The organism is Cloacibacterium caeni (assembly GCF_907163125.1).
GTDB classification, from domain to species: domain Bacteria; phylum Bacteroidota; class Bacteroidia; order Flavobacteriales; family Weeksellaceae; genus Cloacibacterium; species Cloacibacterium caeni_B.
This window is the reverse complement of sequence record NZ_OU015319.1, coordinates 2,488,749-2,503,999: the sequence shown is the minus strand read 5'-3', so window position 1 is coordinate 2,503,999 and position 15,251 is coordinate 2,488,749. Positions and strand designations below refer to the sequence as shown.

Genomic DNA, 15,251 nt, shown 5'->3' with positions numbered 1-15,251 from the left:
ATTTTAGTTCCTATATTTTTTAGGAACTTTTTTTGTTATTTTTGTAAGAGCAGAAAAAATGGATGTTAAAAAACTAATTCAATCACTTGGTTTTCAACCAAAAGAAAACACTGATGGTATTTTTATAAAAAAATATCAAAATAATTATTGTTTAGAAATTGACTTTAAAAATCAAATTTTTGATTTTGGAGGAAAAATAAAAATTGGCGAAAAATTTACACAAAACATTACAAAACCTGAAGATTGGGTAGTTCTAGAATGTGTTAATCGTCTTTTAGAAAAAGGTTACAAACCAGAAAACATCTCTTTAGAAAAAGTTTATCCAGCCGGTCACGGAACCTCAGGAAGGCTAGACATTTGCGTTACTCGTGATGATGGCTCTGAATATCTTTTAATTGAATGTAAAACCTACGGAAAAGAGTTTGATAAGGCTTTTACAAAACTAAATAAAGACGGAGGACAATTATTTACTTATTTTAAATTCAGCAATAAGGCAGATGTAATTATGCTTTACGCTTCTGAATTAAAAGGAAAAGAAATTGTTTACCGGAACGAAATTGTAAAAATTGAAGAAGACTACAGAAATGGTGATGTAAAAGATTTTTATGATAAGTGGAATAAATTGCCAAAAAACAATGGTGTTTTTGATTCTTGGGTCAATCCTTATAATTTTGAAAGTAGAGCATTAAAAATCAATGATTTAGTAGAGATAAAACAAGAAGACAGTAGTTTTATTTTCAATAGCTTTTTAGAAATTTTACGTCATAATGTAGTTTCTGATAAGCCAAATGCTTTCAATAAAATTTTCACCCTTTTTCTTTGTAAAATTTACGATGAAAAATCTAAAGAAGGAACTGATGAAGAATTAGATTTTCAGTGGTTAGAAGGAAAAGATGATGATGTAAGTTTCCAGTTAAGACTTACTGATTTGTATAAAAACGGAATGGAAGAATTTTTAGAAAAACAAGTTACCGATTTTTCTGATGATGATTTAGATTCTAAATACGCTTCTCTTTTTGCTGGTGACGAAAACCTGAAAGCACTTTTAAGAAAAGACATTGCAAGACTTCGTCTTGAAAAAAATAATGAGTTTGCTATAAAAGAAGTTTACGACAACAAATCTTTTAAAGAAAACGCAAAAGTGGTAAAAGAAGTTGTAAAACTTCTAGAAAAATTCAAAATTCGTTACACTCAAAAGCAACAATATCTTTCCGATTTTTTTGAATTACTTTTAACTACAGGATTGAAACAAGAATCTGGCCAATTCTTTACTCCAGTTCCTATTGCTCAATTCGTTATCAAAAGTTTACCTATTGACAAGTTGGTCGAAGAAAAATTACTCGCAGGAAAAAAAGACGAACTTTTACCTTTTGTAATAGATTATGCAGCAGGAAGCGGACATTTTCTTACCGAAAGTATGCACGAAATTCAGCGTTTAATTTTAAAAACAGACCCAAAAAAATTAAAAACTGAAGCAAAAAGTTTTATAGAAGTGTCTAAAATTCGCCATTTTGATTGGGCACTTCAATACGTTTATGGTATTGAGAAAGATTATCGTTTGGTGAAAGTAGGCAAAGTAGGTTGCTATCTTCATGGTGATGGTTTAGCAAACGTCATTCATTCTGATGGTTTAGCTAATTTTAAACATAAAGAATACAAAAATAAATTAAACATAACTCAACCCGATTTCCCTAAAGAAAATCAGCAGTTTGAGGTTTTGGTTTCAAATCCTCCGTATTCTGTTTCTGCATTTAAAAATTCTGCAAGAGAATATTATCGTGAAGGCGATTTTGATTTGTATGATAAATTAACAGATAATAGTTCGGAAATAGAATGCCTTTTCATAGAAAGAACTAAACAACTCTTAAAATATGGCGGAGTTGCAGGAATTATTTTGCCTAGTTCTATCTTGAGTAACACAGGAATTTACAGTAAATCACGAGAAATTATTTTAGAAAATTTTGAAATAATCGGAATTGCAGAACTAGGTTCTAACACTTTTATGGCAACAGGAACCAATACTGTTACTTTATTTTTAAGACGTAGAAATAATTACGACAGCATTAATCTAAAAATTGCAGTAGAAAAATTCTTTACCAATCATTTAGAAGTTACATTGAATAGTGTAGAAAAACCAGTTTCTAAATACATTAATCATGTTTGGGAAAACATTTCTTTTGAAGATTATATTTCTCTTTTGAAAAAAGAACCAAACAATGTTATTACCCAACATGAAATTTACAAAGAATACCAAAAGAAAATAAAATCTAAAAATGATAAAGAATTTTGGACTAAACTTTTGGAAACCGAAAAAGAAAAACTATTCTATTTTATTTTGGCATATCCTCAAAAAGTTGTTCTAGTAAAAAGCGGAGAAAAAGATGCAGAAAAACGTTTCTTAGGCTACGAATTTTCTAACCGAAGAGGAAGCGAAGGAATACACCCAATACAAAGAGGCAAAAATATTGAAGATTGTACCCAACTTTTTGATGCCGATATTTTTGATAACCCAACCAAAGCAAGTACGTATATTTATAAAGCATTTGCTGGAGATTATGATTTCCCAATAGATGAAGCGATGAAAAACAACGTTTCTCGCCATGATTTGGTAGATATGCTTACTTTTGATAGAGTAGAATTTGAAAAAAACATTTCGCTTTCAGTTAAAAAAAAAGTGAAGATTGAGAGTAGGTGGGAATTGATAAAACTTGATGAAATATCCATTATTGATTACGGAACAAGAATTGTAAAAAAGTCTGAACAAGGAACAATTTATCCAGTTTATGGTGGTGGTGGTGAAACTTTTAAAGCCGATAAATTTAATAGAGAAAATACATACATCATTTCAAGATTTGGGATGTCTCCAAAATGTGTAAGATATATTTCAGGGAAATTCTTCTTAAATGATTCTGGATTAACCTTGAACACAAAAAATTCTGAAATTTTAAATCAAGAATACTTAAATCAGTTTTTATTTTTAAATCAAGAAATGGTTTATCTATGTGGACAAGGAGTAGCTCAAAAAAATCTTGAAATTGAAACTTTTAATTCCCTCAAAATTCCACTTCCGCCAATAGACATTCAACAAAAAATTGTTTCAGAAATTGAAGTTTTAGAAGCAAAAGAAAAGAAAGCGAAAGAGGAAATTGAGAAATTGAAATTTAATATTTCATCATCAATGGTAAATTTGAAATTTAAAGAAATTAATTTAGGTTCAATTTCTGATTTCAAAAATGGGCTTAATTATTCTAGAAATAGTTTAGGTGAATTAATTAATATCGTTGGAGTTCGTGACTTTCAAAATAGATTTTCTCCAGACGTTGCATCATTAGAAAAGATTCAAATTGATGGTAATTTATCAGATGATTATCTATTAAAAACAAATGATATATTAGTTGTTAGATCCAATGGTTCAGCTAATTTGGTTGGTAGATTTTTATTTATTGATAATTTAAAAACTAAAACTTCATTTTCTGGTTTCACAATTAGAATACGTGTTGAAAATGAAAACATTAATTCAAAGTTTCTTTGTCATTATTTGAAAACTGATTTCGTTAGAAATAAAATTATAACTGACAGTTCTGGTTCAAATATTAAAAGTTTGAATCAAACTTTATTGTCAAATATAAAAATCCCACTTCCACCACTTTCCGAACAACAAAAAATAGTTTCAGAAATAGAGAAAATAGAGGAAAAAATAAAAGTTTTAGAAACCGAAATTTCAGAAATTCCTAAGCAGAAAGAAGCTGTTTTAAAAAAATATTTATAACTCAATCCTCTCAAAGAAAATTTGGGAGGATTTTTTTGGTTCCCCTCTTTTAGAGGGGTGTCATTAACTTGTTAATGACGGGGTGTTAAAAAATTTCTATCTTTGAAAAAAAATCACCTATGACTCAAAAATTTTTAGCAATTTTTCTTTTAGCATTCGGATTAATTACAGCACAACAACAAGCTTATTACCAACAAGAAGCTTCTTACAAAATGGAAATCGATGTAGATGCTGCTAATTTTTCTTATCACGGTAACCAAGAAATAAAATATACCAATAATTCTCCTGATGAACTTTCGGTAGTGTACTTTCACTTGTATTGGAATGCCTTTAAACCCAATTCTTTGATGGATCAAAGAGTACAAAACCAAGGAAAAAATGCAGACGGAAGATTAACTGAATTCGGAAATTCTAAATTAGCTACTATTCCTAAAAACGAAGAAGGTTCACAAACCGTAAACTGGATTAAACAAAACGGAAAAATTCTAAAATTTGAAGTTCAAGAAACCATTATGAAGGTTTACCTCAACGAAAAAATAAAACCAAACTCTACCACCACTTTTACGATGGATTGGGATTCTGTAGTTCCTAAACAAATCCGAAGAAGTGGCAGAAATAACAGAGAAGGTGTAGATATGACCATGACGCAATGGTTCCCAAAACTAGCAGAATATGATTATGATGGTTGGGCAACTTTTGATTATATCGGTAGAGAATTTCACGCTCCTTTTTCTAATTTTGATGTAACCATAAAGATTGATAAAAATTACGTAATTGGCGCAGGTGGCGTTTTAGAAAATCCTACAGAAGTAAAAGGCTACACCGAAAATCCTACGATAAAAACAGATAAAAACGACAAAGCAACTTGGCGTTTTACCGCAAAAAATATTTTAGATTTTGCTTGGGCTGCAGATAAAGACTATTCTGTAGAAACCTTCATCGTTCCAGATGGACCAAAAGTGAATTTTGTCTACCAAAAATCTGAAAAAACACAATTCTGGAGCGAAGCTCAACCCTACATTACCAAATATTTCCAACTGATGAATGCCACTTTTGGCAGATACGTTTATCCTACCTATAGTTTTGTACAAGGTGGAGATGGCGGAATGGAATACGGAATGTGTACCATGATGCTTGGTGAAGCGAGAAGTTTGGAAGGTTTATTAGGATTGATGATTCATGAAGGAGCGCACTCTTGGTACCAGCAAATGCTTGCCACCAATGAAAGCACAAAACCTTGGTTAGATGAAGGTTTTACCAGTTATGCAGAAGATTTCGTAATGAATGCTCTTTTTCCGAAAGAAGACATGCCTAATCCTTTTTATAATGCGATTCAATCTTATGTGAGATTCGTAAAATCTGGCAAAGAAGAACCAGCAGTTTGGTTAGCAGACCATCACGATAACGGAACGGCTTACACCGTAGCTTCTTACACCAAAGGCGAATTATTCTTAGTAGAACTAGGTTACATTGTGGGTGAAGAAAATTTATCTAAAATTTTGAAAAAATATTATCAAGACTGGAACCTTAAACATCCTACAGATAGAGATTTTCTCCACATTGCACAGCAAATTTCTGGTATGGATTTGAAATGGTTCCATCATTATTGGATCAACACAACCAAAACCATAGATTACGCCATAAAAGATGTAAAATATAATGAAGATTCTACCACGATTACGCTCGTAAATAACGGTGAAGTTCCTATGCCAATTGATTTTAGCATTTTTACAAAAGACAAAAAAACGGTGAACTATCACATTCCGCTGAATATGATGAGAGCTCCTAAAACAAAAGATTATTTTGGAGACTTCCAGACCTTAAACTATTGGAACTGGACTACCAAAGAATACACTTTTACCATTCCTTACAAAAAATCTGATTTACAAATTTTAGGAATAGACTTCTCTCAAAGATTAGCAGATGTAAATCCCGAAAATAATTTTTTAGAAGTAAAATAAAAGTTGAGAAATTTCTCAACTTTTTTTATGCAGAAAATGCTTAACTTTCGGCTTTAATTTTTCTTTTAAAATCAATGACGAGCATTGTAATAAACATTGGCAACACCAATATTAGATTTGGCCATTTTATTGATGGTAAATGTGATGTTTCTTGGATTATTAACACCAAACCTTACGGAACCCGAGACGAACTTTTCGCCCAATTTTCTATGCTGTACCAAACGTACAATGTAGATGTAGAAAAGGTAGATAAAATTATTATTGGTTCTGTGGTACCTCAGCTTACACACATTATCAGCAGTGCTTTGTATAAAATTCACGGAATAGAAGCCATAGTGGTAGATAGAAAAACGCACTCTCCTATTCATCACAAGTCCAATCAAATGGGAACTGATATTTTTGCCAATTTAGTAGCAGCTCATTTTCTCTATCCCAACAAAAAGAAAATTATTTTAGATTTCGGAACTGCGCTTACTGCAAGTTGTGTAGCCGAAGACGGAGAAGTTTTGGGCGTAATCATCGCTCCAGGAATTATTACTTCTCTTAATTCTTTGGTGAAACAAACCGCACAACTGCCTGAAATAGAGCTCACTAAACCAAAATCTGTTTTAGGACATGACACCGTTTCTTGTATGACTTCGGGGATGGTTTATGGGTTTTTAGGAATGGTAGAAGGTTTTATTGACCGTATAAACGAAGAAGTAAACGATAAATGTTTCGTGATTGCAACAGGTGGCGTTTCTCATGTTTATCAACCTTTGACCAATAAAATAGACATCGCCGATAAATTACACACTTTAAAAGGTCTTTATTTCTTAGGGAAAGACAAATAATTTCAAAAATCTGTAGAATTTTCTTTTGAGGAAAACTGTATTTTTTAGACGAAATCTCGCAGCCCGACTTGAGTGAAGCTCTTTTTACGAAACGCAGTGAAGTAAAAAAGCGGGAACGGAAGGCGGAAAAGCTGCCCAAAAATTATCTTTTATTTTTAAAGAAATTTTTCACGATTTCTGAGCATTCATTTTCTAAAATTCCCGAAACAATTTCCGTTTTAGGATGAAGTTTCACGTTTTGATTGATGAAACCTCGTTTTTCATCTCTCGCACCAATGACTAGTTTAGAAATTTGTGACCAAGTTAGAGCTCCTGCACACATTACACAAGGCTCTAATGTTACATAAAGAGTACAATCTTTTAAATATTTTCCGCCCAAAAAATTAGCCGCAGAAGTAATTGCCTGCATTTCTGCATGTGCAGTCACGTCATTTAATTGCTCTGTAAGATTATGACCTCTCGCGATAATTCTATCTTTGAAAACAATGACGCAACCAATAGGAACTTCGTCTTTTTCTCTGGCAATTTCGGCTTCTTGCAAAGCCTGTTTCATGAAATATTCTGGTGTAAACATTACTCTTCTACTACAAATTTTACAGGCAAGACAAATTTGGATTTTACATTACTACCTCTCTGAAAAGCACTTTCCCATTTTCCAGAGGTCATTAAAAATGCCAGCAAAGCTAAATCGTTAAATTCTTTCTCCGATCCTTCAACTTTTTCTATGTAAAGTGAATCGTCATTTTGAACAATAAAATGGATTTTAGCAGATTTGGTAAAAAATTCATCTAATCTATCTTGATATTGACTTTTGATAAAATCATGCACTTCTTTATATAGAGCGGGAAAACCTTGAGAATAATTCGCTGCTTTGTCAGGAATTTCTTGTTGGGTTGCTTCTGGACTTGGGCCTATCAGTTTTTGAGTATCTAAATACGTTTGAACCACCGAAAAATAATGGTTAAAACGTTCTCTATTATTTTTTCTTCTGCTGAGTAGATTTTGGTAATAAATTTCGCTGATTTCAGAATCAGATTTTCCTTTAATTTCTTCCTGATATTTTAGTTTCAGTTGAGTTTCTATGCTGTCATGCTTTGTTTTTAGAATTTTTAAAGATTCTAATTGTTGAGCATTAATCCCACATGAAAAAAGAAGAAATAAAAAAAATACTTTCATTTGTGTTTTGTTATTACAAAAATAACAAATTAAAAATAAACTATAAATTTGGAAATTTTAAACGTATTATAAATCTTATAAACAAAAAAATCTCACATTTCTGTGAGATTTCTATTTCTGTGGGTCCTGAGGGATTCGAACCCCCGACCCTCTGGGTGTAAACCAGATGCTCTGAACCAACTGAGCTAAGAACCCGAATTTTTTGAAAAGGTTTCGTTCCTTTTTTGTGGGTCCTGAGGGATTCGAACCCCCGACCCTCTGGGTGTAAACCAGATGCTCTGAACCAACTGAGCTAAGAACCCTCTTTCACGATTTCTCGTTTTGAGTGGTGCAAATATACAACTTATTGCGATTTCTACAAATTTTTTTCTAAAAATTCTCCCACTACAAAGTTACTTCCGCCCACAAAAATCATTTCTTCGGGTTTACATTTTATTTTAGCTGCCTGAAAACCAGCATCTACTGTTTCAAAAATTTGAAAATCTATTTTTGCAGAAATTAGTGAATTTTCGTACTCTTTTGGACTTCTTCCTCTGCTAATAGACGGTTTTACAAAGTAATATTGAGCATTTTTGGGTAAAATTTTCAATACCTCATCTATTTTTTTATCATTCACAAAACCAAGGACAATATGTTTATACTTTTCAATGGAATTCAATTGGGCAAAAACCATTTCTAAACCAGCTTGATTATGAGCGGTATCACAAATAATCAATGGATTTTCTGAAAATTGAAACCATCTTCCGATGAATTTGGTGTTTTGGTGAACGTTCATCAAACCATTTTCAAGAGAATTTTCAGAAATTTTTATTTTTTGTTTTCTTAATTCTTCAACTAAAGCGATAACTACTCTAATATTTTTCTTTTGATAAATTCCCTTCAAATCGGTTTCTAAATCAGTAGAAATTTCGGTTGCATCTATGAATTCAGAATGATTTCCGATGGCTTTTTGTTGAATAATATTTTTAACCAAATCTCTTTCGTCGCCAGAAACAATGGGAATATTATGCTTTACAATCCCTGCTTTTTCTGTGGCAATTTCTTCCAGAGTTTCACCTAAAATATTCTGATGATCTAAATCTACATTGGTAATAGCAGAAACTAAAGGCTTTATAATATTGGTAGAATCTAATCTACCGCCCAAACCGACTTCAATAATGGCAAAATCTACCTTTTTTTGATAGAAATATTCAAATGCCATAATCGTGGTAAATTCAAAAAAAGAAGGAAGAATTTCTTCTGGAATATTCCTCAATTTTTGAATAAAATCAAAGACAAATTCTTTCTCACAATTGACTCCATTAATTTTAATTCTCTCTGTAAAATCAACTAAATGAGGAGAATTATACAAACCAACTTTGTACCCTTGTTCTTGTAAAACCGAAGCCAACATATTACTGGTAGAGCCTTTTCCATTAGTTCCGCCAATATGAATCATCTTCAGTTTTTCCTGAGGATTTCCGAAAAAATCACAAAGTTTTGTAATATTTTCTAAACCTGGTTTATATGCTTTTTGACCATCAATTTGGTAATTAGGCATTTGTACAAAAAGCCAATCTAATGCTTCTTGATAAGCTTCTGGAGTAAAAGAAATTGGATTATTTTTTGACACAAAAAAATTTTTTCAAAGATAAAAGGAAATGTAGAATTTTAAAAATTTGATTTAAGCAAAACCTGTGTTTCCGTTGCAGAATTGCGCCCCGAGTTGAGCGGAAATCCTTTTATGCGCGGCAGCGAAGCTGCCGCGCATAAAAGATTGGGAGCGGAACGAGGAATTTGGCGCCCAAAAAATTCTAAAAAGTAATTTTATATGTTCCAGTAGAATTGGTGGAGGCTTTTTCGGCTTTTACGTATTTTTTCACCCAAATTACCGCAGCAGTAACGACACATGGATCAGAAATTCCACTGCTTCTACGCGCTGAAATCACGTTTCCAGCTTTGTCTACCGTATAAGAAATGGTAATGGTTCCGTTTGCTGTACAGTTATGAGAGGGCTGTTCTCCACCTTTTCCCATGGTTCCGGGAATATAAGAAATAAGTTTTCTGTCTACACCAATTTTGCTGTCACCATCTCCTTTTCCACCAAGAGGATCGCCAGAATTCCCCACGGTTCCATCAGTTCCTTGCGTTCCAGTTTTAGTCCCTCTTCCTTTGATAAGATTGCCAATTGCGGCGGTTCCTTGTCCGTCACCTTGAGCATTTTTGGCAGTGGTATTGCTGGTAGATGATGTTTTAGAAGTAGTGGTTTTAGATGCTGTAGTTTCCGAAGATTTAGTAGATTTTTTTTCGGTTTTCTCTGTTTTTACGGCAGTAGTTTTTTCAGATTTTCCTGTGATGATTTTTTCTGCAGGTTTTTCTACTGCTTTGGGAGTTTCTACTATTTCTTGAGGTTGTGGTTCAGGAGTTTTTAATTCTTCAGGAATATAAATATCTGCAGAAGCTAAACTTCCTTCTTGATTAGCAGGTTCTTCGGCTCCATTTCCGTTTCTATTATCTCCGAAATTAATCAGCATAGTGGTTACTTTCTCTTCTTTTGGGATTTCTCTCACGAATTGGTAATAAAAAATCAACAAAAACAACAATGCCGAAATCAGCGCAGTAAGTGTTGCACTTTTTAGCTTGTCTATTCTTTCGTCTCGTTTATGTTGAGTTATCGTTTCCAATATAAGTTTGGTCTAAATTTTATTTTTACAAATGGACTAAGTCCATTCCAATTGACTATTCTTGAATGGTAGCAATCGCTAAACCATATTTGTGTTTTTCGGCGATTTCCATGGCATAAACTACATCTTTATGCTTGCAATTTTCGTCTGCTCTAATGGTGAAAGTAGGATTAGGCGAACCTTCTACCAATTTTACAATATTTTGTTCTAGTTGTTCTTTTGGCGTTTCTAAATCATTTACAAAATACTTGCCATCTGCATTTATTGTAACAGTTGTAGGGTCTGTAACGCTAGGATCTTGAGCTGCAGCTTTGGGCAAATTCACATCTATTGCGCTTTGACTGATGGCAGAACTGGTAATCATAAAGAATATCAATAACAGAAAGATAATATCTGTCATCGAAGCCATACTGAACTCGGCGCTTACTCTATTTCTTCTTTTCAATTCCATTCTTAAAAAGTTTGAGGTTAGGTTTTAGAAGAATTAAAGTGGTTTGTTTAGCGTATCTAAAAACTCATTCACGTGAGTTTGAATTTTTAGCACCAGTCTGTCTACATTGGTCACCAAAATATTATAGAAAAAATAGGCAGGAATTCCCACGAATAAACCCACTGCCGTAGTTGCCATCGCAGTATAAATTCCCGATGCCAATAGTTTAGGAGAAACTGCTCCTGTAACATTAGAAATCTCGAAAAATGCCATAATCATTCCGACTACCGTTCCCAAGAAACCTAACATAGGCGCAGCTCCAGAAGCTGAAGCTAGAATATTCAGGTTTTTTTCTAGTTTAGAAACTTCTAACTGTCCTTGGTTTTGCATTGCATTTGAAATATCAGAAATGGGTCTTCCTATTCTGGTTAAGCCTTTTTCTATCATTCTGGCTTCTGGCGAATCTGTTCTTCTGCATAAATCGATAGCAGACTGTATTCTTCCGTCATGAATGCAGTCTTTAATATTTTCTAAAAAATTAGGCGTTTCTTTAGAAGCTCTTTTGATGAAAAAATATCTTTCGAAAAAAACATACAATGCTAAAATTCCCAAAAGGAAAATGGCAATCATAATGGTATTTCCTATAATTCCTCCGCTGAAAAGTACATCCCAAAGCGAAAATACTTGTTTCTCTGTCACTTTATTGTTAATGATAGTAGTCGTGGCTTGTAAAAACATAATGAAAAATGTTAAGTTCGAATTTCTAAACGATAAATTTAGTGAAAAATTGTAGAATTTCTCGTAGCAATGAATGTTTTTTGAAAAATACTTTTCAAAAAAACTTTAAAAATAAAACAAGATTCTGATGGTTTTATACGGGAAAGAAAACAGCAGAAAGTTACTCTTCTATTTCGATATCATCTGCTTTGAAATGACATTTCAATTTAAAAGGAATTGGTTCATCAGAACCGGTATAGAAATCATCTATTTTCCCTTGCCAGAATAATTGTAGCACAGCGTCCTCGTCTTTAGAAAAACTAAGTTCATTCTCGTAGAGATAGGCTTCTTCGTCGTCATAAAGGTCTACTTCTGTATAGGTTTCTTCGTCTGTATCTTCTATACGGAATGTTTTTCCTTCTAATTCATTAGAATCAATAGGAAATTCAAATACGTCTAAGGATAGCTGAGGAAAATTATATTGTAGAGAATCGTCTTCTACATGGTCTAAAGAATCATCTGTAATGATTTCTACTTCCAGAAAATTTTTTGAATTGAGATAAACCGCCTTGCAATATGTGCTAGAGATATGGTATTTAAGGGTTTCTTCTGGGTGATAGATTTTTAAAATCCCTTTCATGATGGTGTGTTAAAAAGAATGTTTGTTTTTAAGTTTAAAAAAAATGATTGTCTTTAACAAAGATAAAAAATTTATAAAACCATAAAAGGTTTTTCGTTAAAAATCATAAAAAACGCAGTAAAAAAAATTACTGCGTTCGTTATTTTGAAAAATTTATTTGAAGTTAAACTTCAGCGTGAGTACCACTTGTCTCGGTCTAATGTTTATAGTGGTGTAAGAAGTTTGATTTAAAGTAGGATCAAAAGCTACATTCTCGAATACATTATTATTGGTAATATTCAGCACTTTCAGTTCTAAATCTATTTTTTCTTCGGACATAGAATATTGGTAAGAAATGTCAAAGAAAGCATTTTTAGCATTTCTTTCTTTGTTACTAGAGTGCAATTCGTCCCAAGTGAATCCTAATGTGTGATTTTTGAAAGGATAAACATATGCAGAAAGTGCATGGTTAAATGAATCTGTTTGATTATTGAATTTTGCATCATCTGGAGATTGCGTTTTACTAAAATTCCAGCTTGCATTATAATCTAAACTTAACCAAGAGAAATAATTGTTATTAAATTTAACATTTACCCCTTGATTTCTACGTTCTACATCTATAAAACTAGATTCAGTGGGTGTAGAATTGGCTGGTAATTGCTGATAATTACTCAATGAATAATTATATCCTACGGAAGCATTGGTTTTTAACTTAGGAAAATATTTTCCGAGTTCTGTTCTCGCAGAATTGGTTTTACTATTGTTTTCTAAATTATAACCTTCTAATATAAACTGCTGGCTATCAACATTTAATTTATTAAGATAAGTGATATTACTTGTTCTATCATTAAAGTTATAGCTCACATTAAAGAAAATGTTATTCAATGGATTTCTGTATTCTAACCTTGAACCCACAAAATTTGACTTTGTTTGCTGAATATCAGTATTTTTTGCAGACAAATTTTTTGCAGACAAAAGAATAAAACCATTATAAAGGTCATTGATGCTTCCAAATGAATTGGTAATTCCTGCGAAAGTTGAAAATTTCCAGAATGAGGTTAAATCATATCTCATGAATAATCTTGGTTCATAAGTTACTTTATTTATTGTTTTATCCAAATTATTGGTTCCAGTTGCAGAAATATTATTAAAATTCACAGGGAAACTTAAATTCACATCTAAACCTTCTCTCTTGTAATTTACCATCATTTGTGCATAAGGTTTTAGATTTTTAAAATCAATATCATTTTCCAAAGCAACTCCTTTAAACTGATAATCCTGAATGGTGTTTCCTGTAACACCGTTTACATCTGAAAGAAGTTTGTTATTGGTATAATTAAGACCAACTTCTGGGGTAAAAGTCCAATTCTTTTTAGACAAACCAATAGATGCAGAATGTACCGCTTCGAAAGTTTTCAAATTAAGTAATTGATGCACCACATCACTATTATTTCCACCATCTACATTATCTAAAATCTCTACATATTTCGCTGGATTGATGAATAAATCTTGCTTATCATCTCTATAGCTGATGAAAGACATGGCATTAACTAATCTTTCTTTCCAAGGAATAATAGCACTTAATGAGTTTTGGAAACTATTAGATGGCGTTTTTGTTCTTTGGTTAGAAGCAATATTATTGTTTCTGGTATTCGCTAAATCTCCATTCCAAAGTCCGTTATATGTAGTGGTATTTTTAAAGAAACTTTTATTGGCGTTTTTAGAGAAAATAATTTCACCTTTTGCTTGGTTGGTATAGAAATTATTAGACACTAATGAAGTATTTGTCAAATCATTATTCGCATTGAAGGTTTTTACCATGCTTTCTCTTTCGATGGCGTTATTGCTATAACTTGCATTAGCTTTTAATTCCCATTGCTTCGAGAGATTGGTCAAAACATTGGCAGATAAGTAATGTACATTGTTCAATAAATATCTTTTTACAGGAACGTTTTGAGGAGTAGCAGCGTTTTCTACAGAAAGCCAAGAATTTTCAGAAAAATTTCTTCTCATTCCTTCAAATCTATTTCCAAAAGCCAGAATATTATTCTCTTTTTCTACTTCTTCTCCCATATTATTGGTCTTGTAATTCAAAACCCATTGGTATTTTTGAGTAAAAAGCATCGGAGAGAGTTTTACATTCCAAAGAGATGGCGCCACACCAAGAGAAGTTTCTCCTCTTCCTGTCATGGTAATAGATTTTTTGAGCTGCACATTAATCGCCGCATTTTCTGAAGAAAGTTTATCCTGAAGAATTTTTACAGGCTGGTGATTTTCAAGCACTTCTACTTTTTGCACAGCATCTTTTGGGAGAGAATTATTGATTAAGCCGTAACTTCCTTCCATTAAATCTTTTCCGTTTACGTAGAATTTGTTAATCGGTTCACCTTGATAGAGAATAGAACCATCTTTATTTACTTCAATCCCAGGAATTTTTTTCAAAACATCTGCTAAACTTCTATCTGCCTTACTTTCGAAAGATTTTAAATCATAAGAAATGGTGTCACCACGTTTGGTAATGAGTTTAGTTTTCAGTTTTACTTCTTTAATTTCTGTGGCTTTTTCTTGAAGCACAAAATTCAAAGTCTGAGTTTCGTTATTATAATTTTCGGTAATGGTTTGATGGTTAAAAGCTTTTACTTTTACAAGAATTTTTTCGTCATTACTGGTAAAAGTCACTTTATAATTTCCTTTGGCATCGGTAATTGCATATTCTAAAATGGCATTTTTGCCTATTTCTTCTATGGTTACACTTGCACTTGCAAGCGGTTTTCCATCATCATTTTTTACAGTTCCAGAAATGGTTTTCTGAGCAAAAATTACAATTGAAAATAATAAAATAAAGGTAAATGAAAGTATTTTTTTCATGTTTAAAAGTTTATCACTAAAGCATTAGTAAAATTAAAGGCTCTTTTGTTACAAAATTTTTAGATTATCATTTCGGATAAATGTTAAAACTAACGTTTGTTGATATTTAAGTATATTGAAAACGGTTTATTTTTCCACAAGAAACGTATTCCTGTTGCTAAATTCAGTAATTTTGCAGAAATTTAATTTTCAAATAAAAATTTATCTCAATATCA

At 32.2% G+C, this 15,251-nt stretch carries 11 protein-coding genes and 2 tRNA genes; 3 read left to right on the top strand and 10 right to left on the bottom strand.

Features of this window, described 5'->3' with window-relative positions:
* Positions 1–58 precede the first annotated feature (58 nt).
* From KKQ79_RS11620 to KKQ79_RS11610, 3 genes are all read left to right on the top strand, one after another.
* The gene (locus KKQ79_RS11620; RefSeq protein WP_213190274.1) at positions 59–3,769 is read left to right on the top strand and encodes a restriction endonuclease subunit S; all 3,711 of its coding nucleotides are present in this window, start codon (positions 59–61) and stop codon (positions 3,767–3,769) included.
* Between the two features lie 119 nt (positions 3,770–3,888).
* Entirely contained in the window at positions 3,889–5,730 is a 1,842-nt protein-coding gene (locus tag KKQ79_RS11615; protein ID WP_213190273.1) for a M1 family metallopeptidase, read from the top strand.
* Positions 5,731–5,804: 74 nt separating this feature from the next.
* Positions 5,805–6,563, top strand: a complete 759-nt coding sequence (locus KKQ79_RS11610) for a type III pantothenate kinase (RefSeq protein WP_104792970.1) — start codon at positions 5,805–5,807, stop codon at positions 6,561–6,563.
* Between the two features lie 142 nt (positions 6,564–6,705).
* Here KKQ79_RS11610 and KKQ79_RS11605 read toward each other — a convergent pair whose 3' ends face one another.
* The 10 genes from KKQ79_RS11605 to KKQ79_RS11560 all read right to left on the bottom strand — a co-directional run bounded on the left by KKQ79_RS11605 (position 6,706) and on the right by KKQ79_RS11560 (position 15,036).
* A complete protein-coding gene (locus tag KKQ79_RS11605; protein ID WP_213190272.1) occupies positions 6,706–7,137 on the bottom strand; it encodes a nucleoside deaminase in 432 nt (143 codons plus the stop codon).
* The gene (locus KKQ79_RS11600) at positions 7,137–7,739 is read right to left on the bottom strand and encodes a hypothetical protein (protein ID WP_213190271.1); all 603 of its coding nucleotides are present in this window, start codon (positions 7,737–7,739) and stop codon (positions 7,137–7,139) included. The genes KKQ79_RS11605 and KKQ79_RS11600 overlap by 1 nt, the downstream gene beginning before the upstream one ends.
* Before the next feature lie 120 nt (positions 7,740–7,859).
* A tRNA-Val gene (locus tag KKQ79_RS11595) sits at positions 7,860–7,934 on the bottom strand.
* 32 nt (positions 7,935–7,966) lie between these two features.
* Positions 7,967–8,041, bottom strand: a tRNA-Val gene (locus KKQ79_RS11590).
* 53 nt (positions 8,042–8,094) lie between these two features.
* The gene (locus tag KKQ79_RS11585) at positions 8,095–9,279 is read right to left on the bottom strand and encodes a bifunctional folylpolyglutamate synthase/dihydrofolate synthase (protein WP_213190737.1); all 1,185 of its coding nucleotides are present in this window, start codon (positions 9,277–9,279) and stop codon (positions 8,095–8,097) included.
* A 253-nt stretch (positions 9,280–9,532) separates the two neighbouring features.
* Positions 9,533–10,402 (bottom strand): ferric siderophore ABC transporter substrate-binding protein, encoded by an 870-nt coding sequence (locus tag KKQ79_RS11580; RefSeq protein WP_213190270.1) that lies wholly within the window; start codon positions 10,400–10,402, stop codon positions 9,533–9,535.
* Between the two features lie 55 nt (positions 10,403–10,457).
* On the bottom strand, positions 10,458–10,853 hold the full coding sequence (locus KKQ79_RS11575) for an ExbD/TolR family protein (protein ID WP_213190269.1): 396 nt from the start codon (positions 10,851–10,853) through the stop codon (positions 10,458–10,460).
* A gap of 33 nt (positions 10,854–10,886) precedes the next feature.
* Positions 10,887–11,570 (bottom strand): MotA/TolQ/ExbB proton channel family protein, encoded by a 684-nt coding sequence (locus KKQ79_RS11570; protein WP_069797457.1) that lies wholly within the window; start codon positions 11,568–11,570, stop codon positions 10,887–10,889.
* Positions 11,571–11,730: 160 nt separating this feature from the next.
* Positions 11,731–12,189 (bottom strand): hypothetical protein, encoded by a 459-nt coding sequence (locus tag KKQ79_RS11565; RefSeq protein ID WP_213190268.1) that lies wholly within the window; start codon positions 12,187–12,189, stop codon positions 11,731–11,733.
* Between the two features lie 153 nt (positions 12,190–12,342).
* Complete coding sequence (locus KKQ79_RS11560; protein ID WP_213190267.1) at positions 12,343–15,036, bottom strand: TonB-dependent receptor; 2,694 nt, start codon at positions 15,034–15,036, stop codon at positions 12,343–12,345.
* Positions 15,037–15,251: the final 215 nt, after the last annotated feature.

Excerpts from the sequence above, each read along its gene's own strand:
- KKQ79_RS11620 (WP_213190274.1), top strand. The coding sequence starts at position 59 with ATGGATGTTAAAAAACTAATTCAATCACTTGGTTTTCAACCAAAAGAA.
- KKQ79_RS11615 (WP_213190273.1), top strand. The coding sequence starts at position 3,889 with ATGACTCAAAAATTTTTAGCAATTTTTCTTTTAGCATTCGGATTAATT.
- KKQ79_RS11610 (WP_104792970.1), top strand. The coding sequence starts at position 5,805 with ATGACGAGCATTGTAATAAACATTGGCAACACCAATATTAGATTTGGC.
- KKQ79_RS11605 (WP_213190272.1), bottom strand. The coding sequence starts at position 7,137 with ATGTTTACACCAGAATATTTCATGAAACAGGCTTTGCAAGAAGCCGAA.
- KKQ79_RS11600 (WP_213190271.1), bottom strand. The coding sequence starts at position 7,739 with ATGAAAGTATTTTTTTTATTTCTTCTTTTTTCATGTGGGATTAATGCT.
- KKQ79_RS11585 (WP_213190737.1), bottom strand. The coding sequence starts at position 9,279 with ATGCCTAATTACCAAATTGATGGTCAAAAAGCATATAAACCAGGTTTA.
- KKQ79_RS11575 (WP_213190269.1), bottom strand. The coding sequence starts at position 10,853 with ATGGAATTGAAAAGAAGAAATAGAGTAAGCGCCGAGTTCAGTATGGCT.
- KKQ79_RS11570 (WP_069797457.1), bottom strand. The coding sequence starts at position 11,570 with ATGTTTTTACAAGCCACGACTACTATCATTAACAATAAAGTGACAGAG.
- KKQ79_RS11565 (WP_213190268.1), bottom strand. The coding sequence starts at position 12,189 with ATGAAAGGGATTTTAAAAATCTATCACCCAGAAGAAACCCTTAAATAC.
- KKQ79_RS11560 (WP_213190267.1), bottom strand. The coding sequence starts at position 15,036 with ATGAAAAAAATACTTTCATTTACCTTTATTTTATTATTTTCAATTGTA.